Source organism: Pseudomonas sp. NBRC 111132 (genome assembly GCF_001320565.1).
Lineage (GTDB): Bacteria > Pseudomonadota > Gammaproteobacteria > Pseudomonadales > Pseudomonadaceae > Aquipseudomonas > Aquipseudomonas putida_P.
The window spans coordinates 18,051-38,205 of the sequence record NZ_BCBI01000009.1; the positions used below are offsets into that span (position 1 = coordinate 18,051).

At 63.2% G+C, this 20,155-nt stretch carries 23 protein-coding genes; 14 read left to right on the forward strand and 9 right to left on the reverse strand.

Going from position 1 to position 20,155, the window contains the following annotated elements; genetic code table 11:
• Positions 1 to 13 precede the first annotated feature (13 nt).
• The gene (locus tag APH35_RS06250) at positions 14 to 640 is read left to right on the forward strand and encodes a C40 family peptidase (protein WP_060514428.1); all 627 of its coding nucleotides are present in this window, start codon (positions 14 to 16) and stop codon (positions 638 to 640) included.
• A 111-nt stretch (positions 641 to 751) separates the two neighbouring features.
• On the opposite strand, the gene APH35_RS06255 is transcribed toward APH35_RS06250, so the two are convergent.
• Positions 752 to 1,750 (reverse strand): type IV pilus twitching motility protein PilT, encoded by a 999-nt coding sequence (locus tag APH35_RS06255; protein WP_060493000.1) that lies wholly within the window; start codon positions 1,748 to 1,750, stop codon positions 752 to 754.
• Between the two features lie 65 nt (positions 1,751 to 1,815).
• On the opposite strand from APH35_RS06255, the gene APH35_RS06260 reads away from it, so the two are divergent.
• The 9 genes from APH35_RS06260 to APH35_RS06300 all read left to right on the forward strand — a co-directional run bounded on the left by APH35_RS06260 (position 1,816) and on the right by APH35_RS06300 (position 8,374).
• Positions 1,816 to 2,502: a YggS family pyridoxal phosphate-dependent enzyme gene (locus APH35_RS06260; RefSeq protein WP_012274646.1), complete on the forward strand. Its 687-nt coding sequence runs from the start codon at positions 1,816 to 1,818 to the stop codon at positions 2,500 to 2,502.
• Positions 2,503 to 2,540: 38 nt separating this feature from the next.
• Positions 2,541 to 3,359: a pyrroline-5-carboxylate reductase gene (gene proC, locus APH35_RS06265; protein WP_060492999.1), complete on the forward strand. Its 819-nt coding sequence runs from the start codon at positions 2,541 to 2,543 to the stop codon at positions 3,357 to 3,359.
• Between the two features lie 10 nt (positions 3,360 to 3,369).
• Positions 3,370 to 3,960, forward strand: a complete 591-nt coding sequence (locus APH35_RS06270) for a YggT family protein (RefSeq protein WP_012274648.1) — start codon at positions 3,370 to 3,372, stop codon at positions 3,958 to 3,960.
• A gap of 88 nt (positions 3,961 to 4,048) precedes the next feature.
• Positions 4,049 to 5,188: a homoserine O-succinyltransferase MetX gene (metX, locus tag APH35_RS06275; RefSeq protein WP_012274649.1), complete on the forward strand. Its 1,140-nt coding sequence runs from the start codon at positions 4,049 to 4,051 to the stop codon at positions 5,186 to 5,188.
• Between the two features lie 7 nt (positions 5,189 to 5,195).
• Entirely contained in the window at positions 5,196 to 5,816 is a 621-nt protein-coding gene (gene metW / locus APH35_RS06280) for a methionine biosynthesis protein MetW (RefSeq protein WP_012274650.1), read from the forward strand.
• 22 nt (positions 5,817 to 5,838) lie between these two features.
• The gene (locus tag APH35_RS06285; protein ID WP_012274651.1) at positions 5,839 to 6,273 is read left to right on the forward strand and encodes a DUF4426 domain-containing protein; all 435 of its coding nucleotides are present in this window, start codon (positions 5,839 to 5,841) and stop codon (positions 6,271 to 6,273) included.
• Positions 6,270 to 6,866, forward strand: coding sequence for an RdgB/HAM1 family non-canonical purine NTP pyrophosphatase (gene rdgB, locus APH35_RS06290; protein ID WP_012274652.1), 597 nt, complete (start codon positions 6,270 to 6,272; stop codon positions 6,864 to 6,866). Before APH35_RS06285 ends, rdgB begins: the two co-directional genes overlap by 4 nt.
• A complete protein-coding gene (gene hemW / locus APH35_RS06295) occupies positions 6,863 to 8,038 on the forward strand; it encodes a radical SAM family heme chaperone HemW (RefSeq protein WP_060514429.1) in 1,176 nt (391 codons plus the stop codon). Before rdgB ends, hemW begins: the two co-directional genes overlap by 4 nt.
• A 9-nt stretch (positions 8,039 to 8,047) precedes the next feature.
• Entirely contained in the window at positions 8,048 to 8,374 is a 327-nt protein-coding gene (locus APH35_RS06300; RefSeq protein ID WP_003249095.1) for a DUF3392 domain-containing protein, read from the forward strand.
• Between the two features lie 624 nt (positions 8,375 to 8,998).
• On the opposite strand, the gene trmB is transcribed toward APH35_RS06300, so the two are convergent.
• From trmB to APH35_RS06320, 4 genes are all read right to left on the reverse strand, one after another.
• On the reverse strand, positions 8,999 to 9,721 hold the full coding sequence (gene trmB, locus APH35_RS06305) for a tRNA (guanosine(46)-N7)-methyltransferase TrmB (protein ID WP_060514430.1): 723 nt from the start codon (positions 9,719 to 9,721) through the stop codon (positions 8,999 to 9,001).
• Positions 9,722 to 9,730: 9 nt separating this feature from the next.
• A complete protein-coding gene (locus APH35_RS06310; RefSeq protein WP_003249091.1) occupies positions 9,731 to 10,543 on the reverse strand; it encodes a thiazole synthase in 813 nt (270 codons plus the stop codon).
• 54 nt (positions 10,544 to 10,597) lie between these two features.
• On the reverse strand, positions 10,598 to 10,798 hold the full coding sequence (gene thiS / locus APH35_RS06315; protein WP_012274654.1) for a sulfur carrier protein ThiS: 201 nt from the start codon (positions 10,796 to 10,798) through the stop codon (positions 10,598 to 10,600).
• 102 nt (positions 10,799 to 10,900) lie between these two features.
• Positions 10,901 to 11,272 carry a DUF423 domain-containing protein gene (locus APH35_RS06320; protein WP_012274655.1) on the reverse strand — a complete coding sequence of 124 codons (372 nt, stop codon included), beginning with the start codon at positions 11,270 to 11,272 and terminating at the stop codon, positions 10,901 to 10,903.
• 64 nt (positions 11,273 to 11,336) lie between these two features.
• On the opposite strand from APH35_RS06320, the gene mtgA reads away from it, so the two are divergent.
• Positions 11,337 to 12,047, forward strand: a complete 711-nt coding sequence (mtgA, locus tag APH35_RS06325) for a monofunctional biosynthetic peptidoglycan transglycosylase (RefSeq protein WP_060493015.1) — start codon at positions 11,337 to 11,339, stop codon at positions 12,045 to 12,047.
• Positions 12,048 to 12,226: 179 nt separating this feature from the next.
• Here mtgA and rpoH read toward each other — a convergent pair whose 3' ends face one another.
• The 4 genes from rpoH to ftsY form a co-directional block, all read right to left on the reverse strand.
• The gene (rpoH, locus tag APH35_RS06330; RefSeq protein WP_015272155.1) at positions 12,227 to 13,081 is read right to left on the reverse strand and encodes an RNA polymerase sigma factor RpoH; all 855 of its coding nucleotides are present in this window, start codon (positions 13,079 to 13,081) and stop codon (positions 12,227 to 12,229) included.
• A gap of 111 nt (positions 13,082 to 13,192) precedes the next feature.
• Positions 13,193 to 14,218 carry a permease-like cell division protein FtsX gene (ftsX, locus tag APH35_RS06335; protein ID WP_012274658.1) on the reverse strand — a complete coding sequence of 342 codons (1,026 nt, stop codon included), beginning with the start codon at positions 14,216 to 14,218 and terminating at the stop codon, positions 13,193 to 13,195.
• Positions 14,215 to 14,886 (reverse strand): cell division ATP-binding protein FtsE, encoded by a 672-nt coding sequence (ftsE, locus tag APH35_RS06340; RefSeq protein ID WP_012274659.1) that lies wholly within the window; start codon positions 14,884 to 14,886, stop codon positions 14,215 to 14,217. Before ftsE ends, ftsX begins: the two co-directional genes overlap by 4 nt.
• 2 nt (positions 14,887 to 14,888) lie before the next feature.
• Positions 14,889 to 16,421: a signal recognition particle-docking protein FtsY gene (gene ftsY, locus APH35_RS06345; RefSeq protein ID WP_060514431.1), complete on the reverse strand. Its 1,533-nt coding sequence runs from the start codon at positions 16,419 to 16,421 to the stop codon at positions 14,889 to 14,891.
• Between the two features lie 231 nt (positions 16,422 to 16,652).
• Between ftsY and APH35_RS06355 the strand changes: the two genes are divergently transcribed.
• From APH35_RS06355 to rsmD, 3 genes are read left to right on the forward strand one after another with little or no spacing between them, the layout of a single operon-like run.
• Positions 16,653 to 18,008: a M16 family metallopeptidase gene (locus tag APH35_RS06355; protein ID WP_060514432.1), complete on the forward strand. Its 1,356-nt coding sequence runs from the start codon at positions 16,653 to 16,655 to the stop codon at positions 18,006 to 18,008.
• Positions 18,001 to 19,491, forward strand: coding sequence for a M16 family metallopeptidase (locus APH35_RS06360; protein WP_012274662.1), 1,491 nt, complete (start codon positions 18,001 to 18,003; stop codon positions 19,489 to 19,491). The genes APH35_RS06355 and APH35_RS06360 overlap by 8 nt, the downstream gene beginning before the upstream one ends.
• On the forward strand, positions 19,491 to 20,093 hold the full coding sequence (rsmD, locus tag APH35_RS06365) for a 16S rRNA (guanine(966)-N(2))-methyltransferase RsmD (RefSeq protein ID WP_012274663.1): 603 nt from the start codon (positions 19,491 to 19,493) through the stop codon (positions 20,091 to 20,093). Before APH35_RS06360 ends, rsmD begins: the two co-directional genes overlap by 1 nt.
• Positions 20,094 to 20,155 lie beyond the last annotated feature (62 nt).

A 20,155-nucleotide genomic window follows, 5' to 3' on the forward strand; every position in this document is an offset into this window, starting at 1 on the left:
AAGAGCTTCATCTATGCCGCCTTTGATCAAGACATGGCTGACCCTCTGCCTATTATTGCCCCTGGCCGCCCACGCCACCAATCGTGAGCAACGTCTTCCCAATGGTTTCACCGGCTACACCACCAACGCCTCGGTGAAACACGCACCGGTCAAGCAAACCACACTGCGCGCTCGCCCAAGCAATGCCGCCAGCAGCCGCGGCGTGCAGGTTGCCGCCATGTCGCCGAAGCAAAGCAGCGATGTGCTCAGCCGTGCGGTGAATGTGCTCGGTACCCCCTATGTTTGGGGCGGCAGCAGCCCGAAAAAAGGCTTCGACTGCAGCGGGCTGGTCAAGTACGCCTTCAACGACGTCGCCGATGTCGACCTGCCGCGCACCTCCAATGCCATGGCCCAGGGCCACGGCGTGAAGGTGGCCAAGGATGACCTGAAGCCTGGCGACCTGATTTTCTTCAACATCAAGAGCCGCCGGGTGAACCATGTTGCCATTTACCTGGGCAACGACCGCTTCATCCACGCCCCACGGCGCGGCAAGCGGGTGAGCATCGACACCCTGAGCAAGCCGTACTGGCAGAAGCATTACGTCGTGGCCAAGCGAGTACTGCCGAAGGAACAGCAGCAGCTGAGCCTGGCCAAGCGTTAAGCAGGCCAGCCTCTTCGCGGGCCAGCCCGCTCCCACAGCGATGACACAGCCCTCAAAATCTGTGCTGACCCTGTGGGAGTGGGCTTGCCCGCGAAAGGGCCGGTGTAAACACTACAGGTCGTTGATCAGCCCCTTCTCTTTCAACCCCCGCATCGCCCCCTCCATCGTCCGCATCCCCTCCACCCCTCCCGCCTGCATCACCGAACACAACTGCGCCATCCGCCCCTCCCGAACCAGATTGCGCACCGCCGGCGTCGCCACCAGCACTTCCCGAGCCGCCACCCGTCCACCGCCCACACGCCTGACCAGCACCTGCGCGACCACCAGGCGCAGTGACTCGGCCAACATCGCCCGCACCAACGGCTTTTCCTCGGCAGCGAATACCTCCACCAACCTGTCGATACTGCTGGCCGCCGAACGTGCATGCACGGTTGCCAGCACCAGATGCCCGGTTTCGGCCGCGCGCAGGGCCAGGCGAATGGTTTCCAGGTCACGCAACTCACCGATCATGATCACATCCGGGTCCTGGCGCAGCGCACTGCGTAGCCCCTGAGCAAAGCTGTGGCTATGACGCCCCACCTCACGCTGATTGACCAGGCTGCGCTGGCTGCCGTGGATAACTTCGACAGGGTCCTCCAGGGTAATGATGTGCAGCGCCCGCTCGCGATTCAGTTGATCAACCAGCGTCGCCAGGGTGCTGGACTTGCCACTGCCGGTCGGCCCGCCCACCAGGATCAAGCCATCACGGCATTGGGCAACAGCTTGAAACACATCTGCCAGATCAAGCTCATCCAGCGTGGCAATTCGCCCCTGAATCAACCGAAAAGTGACAGCTGGGCCATTCAATTGGCGAAACAGGTTCAGCCGAAAACGCCCAAGGGCAGGTAACTCCAGCGCCAGATCCAGTTCATCGCCATGGGCCCACTGTCGTCGCTGGTGGTCATCCAGCACGGCAGCCATGCCATCGATCAAGGCATCCGCCCCCAAGGTCGGCAAATCCATCCCCTGCAACTCGCCATCCAAACGCAGCATCGGTATCTGGCCCGCCGCCAGGTGCAGGTCCGAAGCCCCCGCATCCACGGCCCGGGCCAACAGGTCAGTCACGTCCATGAGACTCCCCAAAGGCCTTCAAGTAGGTAGAATGCCGCAAACCCTTCAGTTGCCGGCATCCGTCCATGTCCACCCTAGCAGACAACCTTTCCGCGATTTCCGCCCGTATCGCCAGCGCCGCCCAGGCAGCCGGGCGCGATCCGGCCAGCGTTCAGTTGCTGGCCGTGAGCAAGACCAAGCCGGCCAGCGCCATCCGCGAGATCCACACCGCAGGCGTGCGCGATTTCGGGGAGAACTACCTACAGGAAGCGCTGACAAAGCAGCAGGAGCTCAGCGACTTGCCCTTGATCTGGCACTTCATCGGCCCCATTCAGTCGAACAAGACCAAGGCCATCGCCGAGCATTTCGACTGGGTACATTCCGTGGACCGCCTGAAAATTGCCCAACGCCTGTCCGAGCAGCGCCCTGCCGGTCTGGCGCCGCTGAACCTCTGCCTGCAAGTGAACGTGAGTGGCGAAGACAGCAAGTCTGGCTGCGCCCCCGCAGACCTGCCGGCCTTGGCCAAGGCCGTGGCCGGGCTGCCCAACCTGCGCTTGCGCGGGCTGATGGCAATCCCCGAGCCCACCGACGACCGCGCCGCCCAGGAGGCTGCCTTCGCCCATTTGCGCCAGTTGCAGGAAAACCTGGGGCTTGATCTGGACACCCTGTCCATGGGGATGAGCCACGATCTGGAAGCCGCGATCGCACAGGGTGCGACCTGGGTGCGTATCGGCACCGCCCTGTTCGGTGCCCGCGACTACGGCAACACCTGATTCCATGCTTCACTCACTCTTTTCCACAAGGACCTGACATGAGCAAGACACGTATTGCCTTTATCGGCGCCGGCAACATGGCCGCCAGCCTGATCGGCGGTCTGCGTGCCCAGGGGCTGGACGCCTCGCAGATCCGCGCCAGCGACCCGGGCGCCGAGACCCGCGGCCGTATCCAGGCCGAGCACGGCATCGAAACCTTCGAGGACAACGCCCAGGCCATCGAGGGCGCCGACGTCATCGTGCTGGCGGTCAAACCACAAGTCATGAAGGCCGTGTGCCAGGCCCTGCAACCCAACCTGCGGGATGGCCAACTGATCGTTTCCATCGCTGCCGGCATCACCTGCGCCAGCCTGCAAAGCTGGGTGGGCGCTCGCCCGGTGGTACGCTGCATGCCCAATACCCCCGCACTGCTGCGCCAGGGCGTGAGCGGCCTGTACGCCACCGCCGAAGTGTCCGGCGAACAGCGCCAGCAGGCCGAACAACTGCTGTCGGCCGTGGGCACCGCCTTGTGGTTGCAGCAAGAACAGCAACTGGACGCCGTTACCGCCGTATCCGGCAGCGGCCCGGCCTACTTTTTCCTGCTGATCGAGGCCATGACCGCAGCCGGCGAAAAACTTGGCCTGCCACGCGAAACCGCTTCCCAGCTAACCTTGCAGACCGCCCTGGGCGCCGCGCGCATGGCGGTTGCCAGCGATGTCGATGCCGCCGAACTGCGCCGCCGCGTCACCTCGCCCGCCGGCACCACGGAAGCGGCGATCAAATCGTTCCAGGCCAGCGGCTTCGAAGCCATCGTCGAGCAGGCGCTGCAAGCTGCAGCCACGCGCTCCGCCGAACTGGCCGAACAACTGGGCAAATAAGGAGCTTTAGATGAATGCACTGTCCGGCGCCGCGATCTTCGTGGTGCAAACCTTGGTCAGCCTGTACCTGGTGATCGTCCTGCTGCGCTTCGTGCTGCAACTGGTCAAGGCCAATTTCTACAACCCGCTGTGCCAGTTCGCGGTGCGTGCCACCCAGCCGCTGCTCAAGCCGATCCGTCGGGTCATTCCCAGTGTCGGTGGGCTGGACACCTCGTCTCTGCTGTTGGCAATCGTGATCCAGGCGCTGCTGATGGGCTTTGTGCTGATGGTCACCTATGGCACCTTCGGCGACATCCTGCACCTGCTGATGTGGGCGATCATCGGCATCACTTCGCTGTTCCTGAAGATCTTCTGGGTGGCCATGATCGTCATGGTGATCGTGTCCTGGGTAGCCCCCAACAGCCACAATCCGGCGGCCGAGTTGGCCTACCAGATCAGCGAGCCGGTACTGGCACCGTTCCGCCGCCTGGTGCCCAACCTGGGCGGCATGGACATCTCGCCGATCTTCGCCTTCCTGGCGATCCAGGTGATCCAGTCGTTCGTAATGCCCCCGCTGGCCGCCTACGCTGGCATGCCACAAGAACTGTGGCGCATGATCTGACCCTGCTTACCCCTAGCGGCAAGCCTTTGCTTGCCGCTGGGGGTAGCGCTCTTTAGACTTACGCCTCCGTCAAGCGTGAGCAGGGTCGATGTCCACTGTCTTTCCCGTAGATTCCGTCGGTCTGGTAGTACCGCAAACCGCCCGGTTCGATGAACCGCTGGCCCTGGCCTGTGGCCGCTCCCTGGCCAGTTACGAACTGGTCTACGAGACCTATGGCACCCTGAACGCCAGCGCGAGCAACGCCGTGCTGATCTGCCATGCCCTTTCCGGCCACCACCATGCCGCTGGCTACCATGCCGCCACCGACCGCAAGCCGGGCTGGTGGGATAGCTGCATCGGCCCCGGCAAGCCAATCGATACCAACCGCTTCTTCGTGGTCAGCCTGAACAACCTCGGCGGCTGTAACGGCAGCACCGGCCCCAGCAGTGTCAACCCGGCCACCGGCAAGCCCTATGGCGCCGATTTCCCGGTACTGACCGTGGAGGACTGGGTGCATAGCCAGGTGCGCCTGGGCGAACGTCTGGGCATCCAGCAATGGGCCGCCGTGGTCGGCGGCAGCCTGGGCGGCATGCAGGCGCTGCAATGGACCATCAGCTACCCCGAGCGCGTGCGCCATTGCGTCGACATTGCCTCGGCGCCCAAACTGTCGGCACAGAACATCGCCTTCAACGAGGTGGCCCGTCAGGCCATTCTCACCGACCCCGAGTTCCACGGCGGTTCGTTCCAGGACCAGGGCGTAATCCCCAAGCGCGGCCTGATGCTGGCACGCATGGTCGGCCACATTACCTACCTGTCCGACGACTCGATGGGTGAAAAATTCGGCCGTGAGCTGAAAAGCGACAAGCTCAACTACGACTTCCACAGCGTCGAGTTCCAGGTCGAAAGCTACCTGCGCTATCAGGGCGAGGAGTTTTCCGGCCGTTTCGACGCCAATACCTACCTGCTGATGACCAAGGCGCTGGACTATTTCGACCCAGCCGCCGCCCAGGGTGGTGACCTGGCTGCCACCCTGGCCCATGTCACGGCGGACTACTGCATCATGTCGTTCACCACCGACTGGCGCTTCTCGCCGGCCCGTTCACGCGAGATCGTCGACGCCCTGATGGCCGCGCGTAAAAACGTCTGCTACCTGGAGATCGACTCGCCTTATGGGCACGATGCCTTCCTGATCCCCACACCTCGCTACATGCAGGGTTTCTCGAACTACATGAACCGCATTGCCATCTGAGGACAGCATGAGAGCCGATCTGGAAATCATCCACGACTGGATCCCCGCCGGCAGCCGGGTACTCGACCTGGGCTGCGGCAGTGGCGAACTGCTGGCCTCGCTGCGTGACCGCAAGCAGGTCACCGGCTATGGCCTGGAGATCGACGCCGACAACATCGCCGCCTGCGTGGCCAAGGGCGTCAACGTCATCGAGCAGGACCTGGACAAAGGCCTGGGCAACTTCGCCAGCAACAGCTTCGACGTGGTGATCATGACCCAGGCCCTGCAGGCCGTGGAGTACCCTGACCGCATCCTCGACGAGATGCTGCGCGTGGGCCGCCAGTGCATCATCACCTTCCCCAACTTCGGCCACTGGCGCTGCCGCTGGTACCTGGCGACCAAAGGCCGCATGCCGGTCTCGGACTTCATGCCGTACACCTGGTACAACACACCGAACATCCACTTCTGCACCTTCGCCGACTTCGAAGAACTGGTGCACGAACGACGGGCCAAGGTGCTCGACCGCCTGGCGGTCGACCACCTGCACCGCAACGGGTGGGGTGGCCGGCTATGGCCTAATCTACTAGGTGAGATCGGCATCTACCGCGTCAGCAGCCCGAGCCTGCAAGAGCACCAGCTCGCGGTCTGACGCCCACCGGAGGAATCGCCCCATGCGTCGCCTAGCCCTGTTCCTGATCAGCCTGTGCCTGGCCCTGCCGGTACTGGCTGCCGATGCCGCCCGCCCCGAGCGCAAGGAAGTGTTTGGCGACGTGACGGTGCACTACAGCGCATTCACGTCGAGCATGCTTACACCCGAAGTGGCCGCAGCGACTGGTCTTGTACGCAGCAAGAACCAGGGCGTGCTCAACATTGCCGTGCTCAAGGCCAACAAGTCCACCCCGGCGTTGGTCAGCGGCACGGTCAAAGACCTGACGGGGCGCAGCAGCCCGCTGTCGTTCAAGCAAATTACCGAACAAGGCGCGGTGTACTACATCGCCCAATTCAAGATCGACCAACCAGAAACCGTCACCTTCGACCTGAACATCGAAACCGGCGGGATCAGCAACTCCCTCAGCTTCAACCAGGACGTGTTCCCAGGCGAATGATGAATTTCCAGCAACTCGTATTGGCCAGCCACAACGCCGGCAAACTCAAGGAACTCCAGGCCATGCTCGGCCAGTCCGTGCAACTGCGCTCGATTGGCGAGTTCAGCCAGGTCGAGCCAGAAGAGACCGGCCTGTCGTTCGTCGAAAACGCCATCCTCAAAGCGCGCAATGCCGCCCGTATTTCCGGCCTGCCAGCCCTGGCCGACGACTCTGGCCTGGCAGTGGACTTCCTCGGCGGCGCGCCGGGCATCTACTCGGCACGCTACGCCGATGGCAAGGGTGACGCGGCGAACAACGCCAAGCTGCTCGAAGCGTTGAAAGACGTGCCTGAAGCCGAGCGCGGCGCGCAGTTCGTCTGCGTACTGGCGTTGGTACGCCACGCCGACGACCCGTTGCCAATCCTCTGCGAAGGACTGTGGCACGGCAGCATCCTTTTTGAAGCCAGCGGCGAGCACGGCTTTGGCTACGACCCATTGTTCTGGGTACCGGAGCGAAGCTGCTCCAGCGCCGACCTGGCTCCGGCAGACAAGAACCAGCTCAGCCACCGCGCCCGTGCCATGGCCCTGCTGCGCCAACGTCTGGGCCTGGCATGATCGCAACGCTGTCCACTCCCGGCGCGGTGCGCTTCACCAGCCTGCCGCCGCTGGCGCTGTACATCCACATCCCGTGGTGCGTACGCAAATGCCCTTACTGCGACTTCAACTCCCACGCTGCCGGGCCTGAACTGCCGGAAGACGCCTACGTCACAGCACTGCTGGACGACCTCGACCAGGAACTGGCCGCCGTGCAAGGCCGCCCGATCAGCTCGATCTTTTTCGGTGGCGGTACGCCCAGCCTGTTCAGCGCCAACGCCCTTGGCCGTTTGCTGCGCGGCGTGGAACAGCGCATCCCGTTTGCACCAGACATCGAAATTACCCTGGAAGCCAACCCAGGCACCTTCGAGCAGGACAAGTTCAAGGCCTACCGGCAAACCGGCATCAACCGCCTGTCCATCGGTGTGCAGAGCTTCCAACCGGCCAAGCTGGAGGCGCTGGGGCGCATTCACAACGGCGATGAAGCGGTGCTTGCCGCCGGCATGGCACGCGCCGCCGGCTTCGACAACTTCAACATGGACCTGATGCACGGCCTGCCCGACCAGTCGCTGGATGATGCGCTGGGCGACCTGCGCCAGGCCATCGACCTGGGGCCGACGCACCTGTCGTGGTACCAGCTGACCGTGGAACCGAACACGGTATTCTGGAACCAACCGCCAGAGCTGCCCGAAGACGACATCCTCTGGGACATCCAGGAAGCCGGCCAGGCGCTGATGGCCGAGCACGGTTACCGCCAGTACGAGGTATCGGCCTATGCGCAGGCAGGCCGCGCCGCCCGGCACAACCTCAACTACTGGCGTTTCGGCGACTTCATCGGCATCGGTGCGGGTGCCCACGGCAAGCTCACTTTCGCCGACGGGCGCATCCTGCGCACCTGGAAGACCCGCCTGCCCAAGGACTACCTGAACCTGGCCAAGCCGTTCAAGGCCGGCGAGAAGCTTTTGCCGGTGGACGAGCTGCCGTTCGAGTTCCTGATGAACGCCCTGCGCCTTACCGATGGCGTGGAAGCCGAACTGTTTACCCAACGCACGGGCTTGCCATTGGAACAACTGCGCGAGGCACGCCGCGCCGCCGAACAAAAGGGCCTTTTGCAGGTCGAACCGGATCGACTGGTGGCCACGCCAAGGGGCCAGTTGTTCCTCAATGACCTGCTGCAGTATTTCTTGACCTAAGGATGACCCATGGATCTGGTACTTGATCTGCTCGCGACGGTTTCCCGCTGGAGCCGCAGCAACCTGTCGGAGATTTCACTGGCCTTGGTAGGCTGCCTGCTGGTGCTGTTCGGCACCGATGTCAAAGCCTGGGCCGAGCAACGCCTGGGTGGCCTGGCGGGTGCCCTGCGCGTGCCGTTCATGGCATTGATGGTGATGATCGGCAGCGGTGCGGCGCTGATCTATGCCACACCGTGGGTGGTGAAGGGGCTGAGCCAGTTCAACAACTACGCGCTGGCACCGGTGTTGCTGGTGGTGCTGGTGTTGATTGGCGTGGTGGCTGATCGCCGAGGGTAGGCATGGCTAAAAGCTGCCCCGGGATACCAGGGCAGCCCTACCACCTGACTAGCCCTTAACGGGCATCATCGAAGTGGTCACGCATCAAGTCCCGAACGGTCTTGAGCACTATCAAGATCCGGACAAGCTCCAGGCGCGGCTCAGCGCATCAAGCAAACGCTTCATATGCCTTGGCCTCCGTGTTGGCGGGCCAATCTTCCAGCATCTAACCGGTACTTCGATGCCTTCGAAAACTGTGTGAAGTCTTCAGTGAAGTGGCCAGGTTGATGGCCCTTCGAAGAGTGTCACCGGCATGGTTCTCAAGCCATGTCGAAGGGGCCGGAAAGCAGAATTCTTCTCCTACCCGGCCCATCACTGAATCAACGCACAGGAGCGACGCGATAATACCCGCATCATCCAATCAAGGCTGTTAACCGCGCCGACACACGTGATGCCGGATATTTCCGCACATTGACCCAGTTTTCGAAGGTACCTATGATCAGCTGACTGTGTGAAGTTTTCAGTGAAACCCCAGAGCGCAGGATACTCAGTCCTGCTGCTCACAAAAAAACCGCCTTTCTCAAGGCGGTTTTTTTCGCCTGCATTTCTGCAAGCACTAGCACATCAATAGGCTGACTCAGCCGTTCAATCCACCTTCTCGAACTTCAAGTCCCACACCCCATGCCCCAGCCGCTCGCCGCGGCGTTCGAACTTGGTGATCGGGCGCTCTTCCGGGCGTGGCACGTAAGTGCCGTCGGCCGCACGGTTGCGGTAGCCGGGGGCGGCGCTCATCACTTCCAGCATGTATTCAGCATACGGTTCCCAGTCCGTGGCCATGTGGAACACGCCACCGGGCTTGAGCTTGCGACGTACCAGCTCGGCAAACTCCAGCTGCACGATACGACGCTTGTGGTGACGCGCCTTGTGCCAAGGATCGGGGAAGAACAGCATAAGGCGATCGAGGCTGTTGTCCGCCACGCAGCGGTTCAGCACTTCGATGGCATCGCAGTCATACACCCGCAGGTTCTTCAGCCCCTGGGTCAGCACGCCGTTGAGCAGCGCGCCCACACCCGGGCGGTGCACTTCCACACCGATGAAGTCCTGTTCAGGCGCGGCAGCGGCCATTTCCAGCAGGGAATGGCCCATGCCGAAGCCAATCTCGAGGGTGCGCGGCGCCGAACGGCCGAACACCTGGTCATAGTCCACCGGGCTGCCGGCCAGCGGCAGGATGTACAGCGGGCCGCCCTGGTCCAGGCCGCGCTGCTGGCCTTCGGTCATGCGCCCGGCGCGCATCACGAAGCTCTTGATGCGGCGGTGCGGGCGGGCTTCGCCGTCGGGGGTGATCGGCGTATCGTGCGATTCAGTCATCAGTTGCTCTTACTTGATCAGACCATCCAGCGGCGAAGAGGCGCTGGCATAGAGTTTCTTCGGCATACGGCCGGCCAGGTAGGCCATGCGACCGGCGACGATGGCGTGCTTCATGGCTTCGGCCATCAGCACCGGTTGCTGGGCATGGGCAATGGCCGAGTTCATCAGCACGGCCTCGCAGCCCATTTCCATGGCGATGGTAGCGTCGGAAGCAGTACCCACACCGGCGTCGACCAGCACCGGCACCTTGGACTCTTCCAGGATGATCTGCAGGTTGTAAGGGTTGCAGATGCCCAGGCCGGTACCAATCAGGCCAGCCAGCGGCATGACCGCGATGCAGCCGACCTCAGCCAACTGACGGGCGATGATCGGGTCGTCGCTGGTGTACACCATCACGTCGAAACCTTCCTTGACCAACACTTCGGCGGCCTTGAGGGTTTCGATCACGTTGGGGAACAGGGTTTTCTGGTCGGCCAGCACTTCCAGCTTTACCAGCGTCCGGGATTCATGCGATTTGCGCCCATCCAGCAGTTCGCGGGCCAGGCGACAAGTACGCACCGCTTCCACCGCGTCAAAGCAGCCTGCAGTATTCGGCAGGATGGTGTACTTGTCAGGCGACAGTACATCGAGCAGGTTCGGCTCGCCCGCATTCTGGCCCAGGTTGGTACGGCGCACGGCGACGGTGACGATTTCGGCACCCGAGGCCTCGGTGGCCAGGCGGGTTTCTTCCATGTCACGGTACTTGCCGGTACCGACCAGCAGGCGCGACTGGAAAGTACGCCCGGCCAGGGTGAAGGGCTTGTCGCTACGAACGTTGCTCATCGTTGTTCCTCGGGAAAAGGTTGCTGGGCTTGCTTGTGAACCGCCGGGCTGCTGTCAGCCGCCACCGATGGCGTGGACTACTTCGACCTGGTCGCCGTCGTTCAGCAGCGTGCTGTCGTGCTGGCTACGCGGCACGATATCCAGGTTCAGTTCCACTGCGACACGGCGCCCGGCCAGCTCAAGGCGGGTCAGCAGGGCTGCAACGCTTTCGCCAGCAGGCAGTTCGTAAGGCTCACCGTTCAATTGAATGCGCATGCGCACGGCCACCATTGTTCTTTGGGGCCCGCATTCTAGCGCCGAACCGTCCTGCAACCCAAGGGCGGTGCGCGCCATTAGTCGCGATTGTGGACCACTCGGTCAGCCCAGCCGCCAGGCCGCCAGGCCCAGGCACAGCCAGCCGGCCAAGAAGCACAGGCCGCCAATCGGGGTGATGATGCCCAGCTTGCCCAGGCCGCTGAGGGTCAACAGGTACAGGCTGCCGGAGAACAGCACGATCCCCAGCGCGAACAGGCCGCCAGCCCAGCCCACCAGGCGCCCGGGCAGGTGCACCGAGAGCACGGCAACGCCGAAGATCGCCAAGGCATGCACCAGCTGGTAGGTCACACCGGTATGAAAAATGGCCAGGTAGTCCGCCGTCAGGCGGTTTTTCAGGCCGTGGGCGGCGAAGGCACCCAGGGCGACCCCGGTAAAGCCGAAAAAGGCGGCAAGCATCAGGAAGCTGCGAAGCATGGGACGACTCCTTGTATCGGGTCTGTATAATGGCCCCTTCCACCCGTACGGCCAAGCCATCGCCATGCTGCCAACCCTTATCCGTCGCCTCTCCCGCGCCCTGCTCTGGTTCGCTGCCGGCAGCATCGTGCTGGTGCTGGTGTTCCGCTGGGTGCCACCGCCCGGCACGGCGCTGATGGTCGAGCGCAAAGTACAGTCATGGGTGAATGGTGAGCCGATCGACCTGCAGCGCGATTGGGAGCCGTGGGAGAATATCTCCGATGAACTGAAGGTTGCCGTCATCGCGGGCGAGGACCAGAAGTTCGCAAGCCACTGGGGCTTCGACATCCCAGCCATTCAGGCAGCGCTGGCCTACAACGAGCGCGGCGGTAATGTCCGCGGTGCAAGCACCCTGACCCAGCAAGTAGCCAAGAACCTGTTCCTGTGGTCCGGGCGCAGCTGGTTCCGCAAAGGGCTGGAGGCTTGGTTTACCGCGCTGATCGAGCTGTTCTGGTCCAAGGAGCGAATTCTTGAGGTTTACCTGAACAGTGCCGAATGGGGCAAAGGCGTGTTTGGTGCCCAGGCGGCAGCGCGTTATCACTTTGGCGTTGATGCCAGCCGGCTCAGCCGCCAGCAGGCGGCGCAGTTGGCCGCAGTGCTGCCTAGCCCGATCAAGTGGAGTGCCAGCCGGCCGAGTGCCTATGTGGCGAGCCGGGCCGGTTGGATTCGCCGGCAGATGAGCCAGTTGGGCGGGCCCAGCTACCTGATGCAGCTCGATACTTCGCGCAAACTTTGAGCTTTTTGGGGCTGCTGCGCAGCCCATCGCGACACAAGGCCGCTCCTACAGGCGACCGCGATCCCTTGTAGGAGCGGCCTTGCGTCGCGATGGGCCGCAAGGCGGCCCCAAAATCTCACAGGCAAAAAAAAGCCGCTCACCCTATCCAGGCAAGCGGCTCTGTTTACGGCCAGGCTCGATCAGACCGCGATCAGTGCCTTGACCTTGTTCATCGCATTCTTCTCCAGCTGGCGAATCCGCTCAGCCGAAACGCTGTACTTGTCAGCCAGCTCATGCAACGTGGCTTTCTCTTCCGCCAACCAGCGCTGGTAGAGAATATCGCGGCTACGTTCATCCAAACCTTGCAGCGCTTCGTGCAGGTTGCTGGTGGAGTTATCACTCCAATCGGCATCCTCCAACTGCACCGCAGGATCGTAACGATGGTCTTCCAGGTAATGCGCTGGCGACTGGAAGGCGCTGTCGTCGTCAGCTTCCGCTGCTGGGTCGAAGGCCATGTCCTGGCCGCTGAGGCGGCTTTCCATCTCACGCACTTCGCGCGGCTCGACACCAAGGCTTTCCGCCACGCGATGCACTTCGTCGTTGTTCAGCCAAGCCAGGCGCTTCTTCTGGCTGCGCAGGTTGAAGAACAACTTGCGTTGGGCCTTGGTGGTCGCCACCTTGACGATGCGCCAGTTGCGCAGGATGAACTCGTGAATCTCTGCCTTGATCCAGTGTACGGCGAACGACACCAGGCGCACGCCCATTTCCGGGTTGAAGCGCTTGACGGCTTTCATCAGGCCGACGTTGCCTTCCTGGATCAGGTCGGCCTGGGCCAACCCGTAGCCGGCATAGCTACGGGCGATATGTACGACGAAACGCAGGTGGGCCATCACCATTTGACGAGCGGCCTCGACATCCTGCTCATAATAGAGACGCTCGCCCAGATCACGCTCCTGCTCGACCGTCAGCAGCGGGATGCTGTTGACCGTGTGCACATAGGCTTCCAGGTTTGCACCGGGCACCAGGGCATAGGCAGGTTGCAACGATGTGGTCATTCAAGAACCTCCGACTTACTAAACTCGCGCCTTGTGGGCGCTGCCAACATTGACCTGGAACGACGGTACAAGTTCCGTAGTGAAGAAAATGTCAATGCCGGCACGTAAAAACTATCGCGGCGCCAGCTCGTTCAGGTGACGAGCGACGGCAATCCATGCACCGATATACCCCAACAGCACCGCTCCGATCAAGAGCGACAGACCATCGGACGCTGGCACCCCGCCAAGGGCGAAGTCACTGCCGTACAGCCCGGAAAGCCCCACAACCGCGTCATTCAGCCAGTTCAGGCCGAACGCCAGGATACCCCACGCCAGCACCCCCGCACCCAGGCCATACAAGGCGCCCATGTACAGGAAAGGCCGGCGCACGTAGGCGTCAGTGCCGCCTACCAGCTTGATCACTTCGATCTCGACACGGCGGTTTTCAATATGTAGACGAATTGTGTTACCGATTACTAAAAGCAGGGCAGAAATCAGCATCACGGCCAAGCCGAAGACAAAGCGGTCACCCAATTTGAGGATGGCTGCCAGGCGCTCGACCCACACCAGGTCCAGTTGTGCCACTTCCACCCGCGGCAGTTCCGACAAACGCTGACGCAAGGCATCCAGGGCCGGCTTGTCGACCTCGGTCGGGGTCACCACCACCACGCCAGGCAGTGGGTTGTCGGGCAGCTCGCGCAAGGCTTCACCCAAGCCAGACTGCTGCTGGAACTCCTCCAGCGCCTGCTCGCGGCTGACAAACTGCGCGTCCGCGACCCCGGGCATGCCCTTGATTTCGTCGCGCAGGGCCTCGCCATCGCGGCTACCGGCATCAAGCTTGAGGTACAGCGAAATCTGCGCAGCGCGTTGCCACGAGCCGCCAAGCTGCTCGACGTTCTTCAGCAGCAACGACAGGCCCATGGGCATGCTCAGCGCCACAGCCATCACCAGGCAGGTGAAAAAGCTGCCGATCGGCTGCTTGCCCAGGCGACGCAGGCTGTCCGCCATGCTGGCGCGGTGGCTTTCCAGCCAGGCATGCAGCAGCGTGCGGAAATCCGGTCCGTCATCGTCTTCGCCGCGCTTTTTCTTCGCCGGTTGCGGGTCGGCCGGCTTTGGCGCAACCCGCTCGGAAACTTTCGGCGTTCGTGTAGTGCTCATTGCCCGGCCTCCCCATCGCCGATCAAGCGGCCGCGCTGCAAGGTGAGCATGCGGTGGCGCATGCGCGCAATCAGTGCCAGGTCGTGGCTGGCGATCAATACCGTGGTGCCCAGGCGGTTGATGTCCTCAAACACACCCATGATCTCTGCAGCCAGGCGCGGGTCGAGGTTACCGGTGGGTTCGTCGGCCAGCAGCAGCGCGGGCTGGTGGACAATGGCACGGGCGATGCCCACCCGCTGCTGCTGCCCGGTGGACAGGTCGGCCGGGAACAGCTCGCCCTTGTCGGACAGCGACACACGCTCCAGCGCCGAGTCCACACGCTTGGCGATCTCGGCCTTGGACAGGCCAAGAATCTGCAGCGGCAGGGCAATGTTGTTGAACACCGTGCGGTCGAACAACAACTGGTGGTTCTGGAACACCACGCCGATCTGCCGGCGCAGGAACGGGATTTGCGCGTTGCTGATCTGGCCCAGGTCCTGGCCGGCCAGCATCAGCTTGCCGCTGGTCGGGCGCTCCATGGCCAGCAACAGGCGCAGCAAGGTGCTCTTGCCAGCACCCGAGTGCCCGGTCACGAACAGGAACTCGCCCCGACGCGCCCGGAAGCTCAGCTCATGCAAACCCACATGACCGTTGGGATAGCGCTTGGCAACCTGTTCGAATCGGATCATGGTCAGTCTCGCTCGGCGAACAGAGCCTTGACGAACGGCTCGGCTTCAAAGGTGCGCAGGTCGTCGATACCTTCACCGACACCGATGAAGCGGATTGGGATATTGAACTGCTTGGCCAGGGCGAAGATCACCCCGCCTTTGGCAGTGCCGTCCAGCTTGGTCAGGGCCAGGCCGGTCAGCTCGACGCTCTGATTGAAGTACTTGGCCTGGCTGATGGCGTTCTGGCCGGTGCCGGCATCGAGCACCAACAACACCTCGTGCGGCGCCTCGGCATCAAGCTTGCCGATGACCCGGCGGACCTTCTTCAGCTCTTCCATCAGGTTGTCTTTGGTGTGCAGGCGCCCGGCGGTATCAGCGATCAGCACGTCGACGCCACGGGCCTTGGCAGCCTGCACGGCGTCGAAGATCACCGAAGCGGAGTCGGCACCGGTATGCTGAGCGATCACCGGAATCTGGTTACGCTCGCCCCATACCTGCAACTGCTCGACCGCCGCCGCACGGAAGGTATCACCGGCAGCCAGCATCACCTTCTTGCCGTCCAGCTGCAGCTTCTTCGCCAGTTTGCCGATGGTGGTGGTCTTGCCGGCGCCGTTCACGCCAACCACGAGGATCACATAGGGTTTGTTCTGTGCCTGCACTTTCAGCGGCTGTTCGACTGGGCGCAGCAGCGCGGCCAGTTCTTCCTGCAACGATTTGTACAGGGCATCGGCGTCGGCCAGCTGCTTGCGCGCGACCTTCTGGGTCAGGTTCTGGACGATGGCCGAGGTGGCTTCCACGCCGACGTCGGCGGTCAGCAGGCGCGTTTCGATTTCGTCGAGCAGGTCGTCGTCGATGACCTTCTTGCCAAGAAACAGGCTGGCCATGCCCTCGCCGATACTGGCGCTGGTCTTGGACAGTCCCTGTTTGAGCCGGGCGAAGAAGCCGGGCTTGGCTTGCTCGGTAACGGTTGCGGCGGCGACAGGGGCTGGCTCGGGCTCAGGCTGCACGGGCTCTGCCACCGGGCGCTCGGGGATCGCAGGCGGGGCCTTTGGCTCCAGGTCAGGGACGAGCGCGACGGGCTCTTCGGCAACGGGCAGGACCAGGTTGCTGACAGGGGGTTCGATGAATTGAGTGGCAGGAACAGCTACGGGCGCAGGGGTTTCGACCTGCGGGGCGGCAGACTGCGCACTCGCAGGCAACCCCGCGCCCACAGGGGACAGGGCAGGCTCAGGGGCCGAGGCAACCACCGGGGCGGGTGCAGACTCAAGGACCGGGGCTACCACTGGGGCATTTGCAGGCTCAGGGGCCAATGCTGGCTCGGCAGCTCGAGGGGCTTCAGTTGCAGGCGCTGGGGCCTGTGCAGCCACCGGCTCCACTGGAGCAGCTTCAGGGCGCTCGACGGCGGGCTGCGGCGCTACCGGCTCTGCAGCCTGCGGCTCGGGGGCTTGTGGCTGTTCGGCGACAGGTTGCTGCGGCTTCTTGCGAAACCAGCTGAACAGGCCTTTCTTTTCGCCAGCTTCGGCCGGCGCTTTTTTGTCGTCGTTGGAACCAAACATGGAGGACGGCTATCTCAGGGTAGCGATGGGCCAGCTACGGCGCATCGGGAATTCTCTCTACGCAGAACAGACTATCTTGAAGCCGGCTGGTTCATGCGCAACGTTTTGTCTTAGTGTCCTGTGGGCCAGAACGGCGACAGGCATGGTCGCCAGGCAACCGGATCAGTATCCTAGCACCTCCTGGCCCGTCGACGCTAAACCCTGCGGGCCGCCGAACAGGTTGAACACCTTATGAATGCTCTAGCCCGCCGCGCCGCTGGCCTGTTGCTCGGCACGCTCTGCCTGCCGCTCGCGGCCTTCGCCGCCGATGTGCAACCCACCCACGAATTCATCCTCGACAATGGCCTGAAGGTCGTGGTGCGTGAAGACCATCGCGCCCCGGTGGTGGTCTCGCAGATCTGGTACAAGGTCGGCTCCAGCTACGAAACCCCGGGCCAGACCGGCTTGTCCCACGCGCTGGAACACATGATGTTCAAGGGCAGCGCCAAGGTCGGCCCCGGCGAAGCTTCGCGCATTCTGCGTGACCTCGGCGCCGATGAAAACGCCTTCACCAGCGACGACTACACCGCCTATTACCAGGTACTGGCCCGCGACCGCCTGCCCGTAGCCCTGGAGCTGGAGGCCGATCGCCTGGCCAGCCTGCGCCTGCCAGCCGACGAGTTCAGCCGCGAAATCGAAGTCATCAAGGAAGAACGCCGCCTGCGCACCGACGACCAGCCCAATCCCAAGGCGTTCGAGCTGTTCCGCGCCATGGCCTTCCCGGCCAGCGGCTACCACACCCCGACCATCGGCTGGATGGCCGACCTGGAGCGCATGAAGGTCGAAGAACTGCGCCACTGGTACGAGTCCTGGTATGCGCCCAACAACGCCACCCTGGTGGTGGTCGGCGATGTCACCGCCGACGAGGTCAAGGGCCTGGCGCAGAAGTACTTCGGCAGCATTCCCAAGCGCGCCGTGCCCCCCGCCAAGCTGCCCCTGGAACTTGCCGAGCCTGGCCAGCGTCAGCTCACCCTGCACGTACGTACCCAGTTGCCGAGCCTGATCTACGGCTTCAACGTGCCTGGTTTGCCCACCGCCAAGGACCCACGCACCGTACATGCCCTGCGCCTGATCTCGGCACTGCTCGACGGCGGCTACAGCGCCCGCCTGCCGGCCCGCCTGGAGCGTGGCCAGGAGCTGGTGGCCGGTGCGTCGTCCAGCTACAACGCCTTCACGCGCGGCGACAGCCTGTTCCTGATCTCGGCCACGCCGAACGTGCAGAAGCAGAAAACCCTCGCAGACGTGGAAAAGGGCGTCTGGCAGTTGCTTGATGAACTCAAGACCACACCACCCAGCGCCGAAGAACTGGAGCGCGTACGCGCCCAGGTCATCGCCGGCCTGGTCTACGACCGCGACTCCATCAGCAGCCAGGCCACCACCATTGGCCAGCTGGAAACCGTCGGTTTGTCCTGGAAACTGATCGACAGCGAGCTTGACGAGCTCAAGCGCGTCACCCCGCAGGACATCCAGAACGCCGCGCGCACCTACTTCACCCGCGAACGCCTGAGCGTTGCCCATGTACTGCCTGAGGAGTCCGCTCATGAGTAATCGCCGCGCACCACGCCCAACCCTGTTGGCCACGGGCATTCGCGCCCTGGCGCTGGCGGCAGTGCTAGTCGCCCCGGCAATGGCCGATAACGTGGCCAAGGCCGACAACAGTGCAGCCCGCCCGGCCAATACCTTGCAATCGCTGGCCGAACTGGATGGCAAGGCGCCCAGCCGACGCCAACTGAACATCCAGCACTGGAACACCGCCGAAGGTGCCCGGGTGCTGTTCGTCGAAGCACGCGAACTGCCCATGTTCGACTTGCGCGTCACCTTCGCTGCCGGTAGTAGCCAGGACGGCGGTACACCAGGCGTGGCCGCGCTGACCAACGCCATGCTCAACGAGGGCGTGGCCGGCAAGGACGTGACTGCCATCGCCGAAGGCTTCGAAGGCCTGGGCGCGGACTTTGGCAACGGATCTTACCGGGACATGGCCGTGGCCTCGTTGCGCAGCCTCAGCACCAAGGACAAGCGCGAGCCGGCCCTCAAGCTGTTTACCGAGGTGGCGGGCAAGCCGACGTTCCCCGAAGACGCGCTCAAACGCATCAAGAACCAAATGCTGGCCGGCTTTGAATACGAAAAGCAAAACCCCGGCAAGATCGCCGGCAAGGCCCTGTTCGGCAATCTTTATGGCGACCACCCCTACGCTCACCCAAGCGACGGCACCGCCGAAAGCATCACGGCCATCAGCCTGGCACAGCTGCGTGCCTTCCACGCCAAGGCTTACACCGGCGGCAACGCGGTGATCGCACTGGTTGGCGACCTCAGCCGTGCCGAAGCCGAAGCCATCGCCGCCCAGGTATCCGCCGGCCTGCCCAAAGGCCCGGCGCTGCCCGCACCGGCCCAGCCCGCTGATGCCAAAGCCGGCCTGACCCACATCGACTTCCCGTCCAAGCAGACTCACCTGATGCTGGCCGAGCTGGGTATCGACCGCCAGGACCCGGACTGGCCAGCCCTGTCGCTGGGCAACCAGATACTCGGCGGTGGCGCCTTCGGAACCCGCCTGATGAGCGAGGTGCGTGAAAAACGTGGCCTGACCTACGGCGTCTACTCGGTGTTCAGCCCGATGCAGGTACGCGGCCCGTTCATGATCAACCTGCAAACCCGCGCCGAGCTCAGCGAGGGCACGCTCAAGCTGGTGCAGGACATTCTTGCCGACTACCTCAAGAATGGCCCTACCCAGCAGGAGCTGGACGATGCCAAGCGCGAGCTGGCCGGCAGTTTCCCACTGTCCAATGCCAGCAACGCCAGCATCGTCGGCCAACTGGGCGCAATCGGCTTTTACAACTTGCCGCTGACCTGGCTGGAGGACTTCATGCAGCAGTCCCAGGCCCTCACCGTCGAACAGGTCAAGGCGGCCATGAACAAACACCTGTCAGCCGATAAACTGGTGATCGTCACCGTTGGCCCGAAAGTGCCACAAAAACCGCTGCCAGCACCCACTGAAAAGCCCTCCGAGCAACCGCTCGGGGTACCGGAGCACTAATGCCAAGATCCACCCCTCCCGCCCGCCCGCAAGCGGGCCAAAGCAAGGGCCAGGGCCACCTGCGCATCATCGCCGGCGAGTGGCGCAGCCGCCGCCTGGCGGTGCCGGAAGGCGAAGGCCTGCGGCCAACGCCTGACCGCGTGCGGGAAACCGTATTCAACTGGCTGGCACCCTACATCGAAGGTGCCCACGTGCTGGACGCCTTCACCGGCAGTGGCGCCCTGGTGCTCGAAGCCCTGTCACGCGGGGCCGAGGACGCTGTGGCGCTGGACAGCAACCCGGCGGCCATCGCCAACCTGAAGAACAACCTTGAGATCCTGCGCTGCCCGCGCGGGCAAATTCTGCAAACCGACGCCCTGCGCTACCTGCAAGGCCAGGCCAAGCAGCAATTCGATGTGGTGTTCCTCGACCCGCCGTTCCATCAGGACCTGCTGGCCAATACCTGTGACCTGCTGGAACAGAACCAGTGGCTGAACGAGCAGGCATGGGTGTACACCGAGAGCGAAGCCGCACCATCGACCTTGCAACTGCCCGGCAACTGGCGCCTGCACCGCGAGAAGAAGACCGGCCAGGTGCACTACGCACTCTGGCAGCGGGGCTGACCCCCTGACGGGTTGGGTGTATTTAGTTACCGCAACCCCGTCCAGGCTCTGGTTGAAGCTGC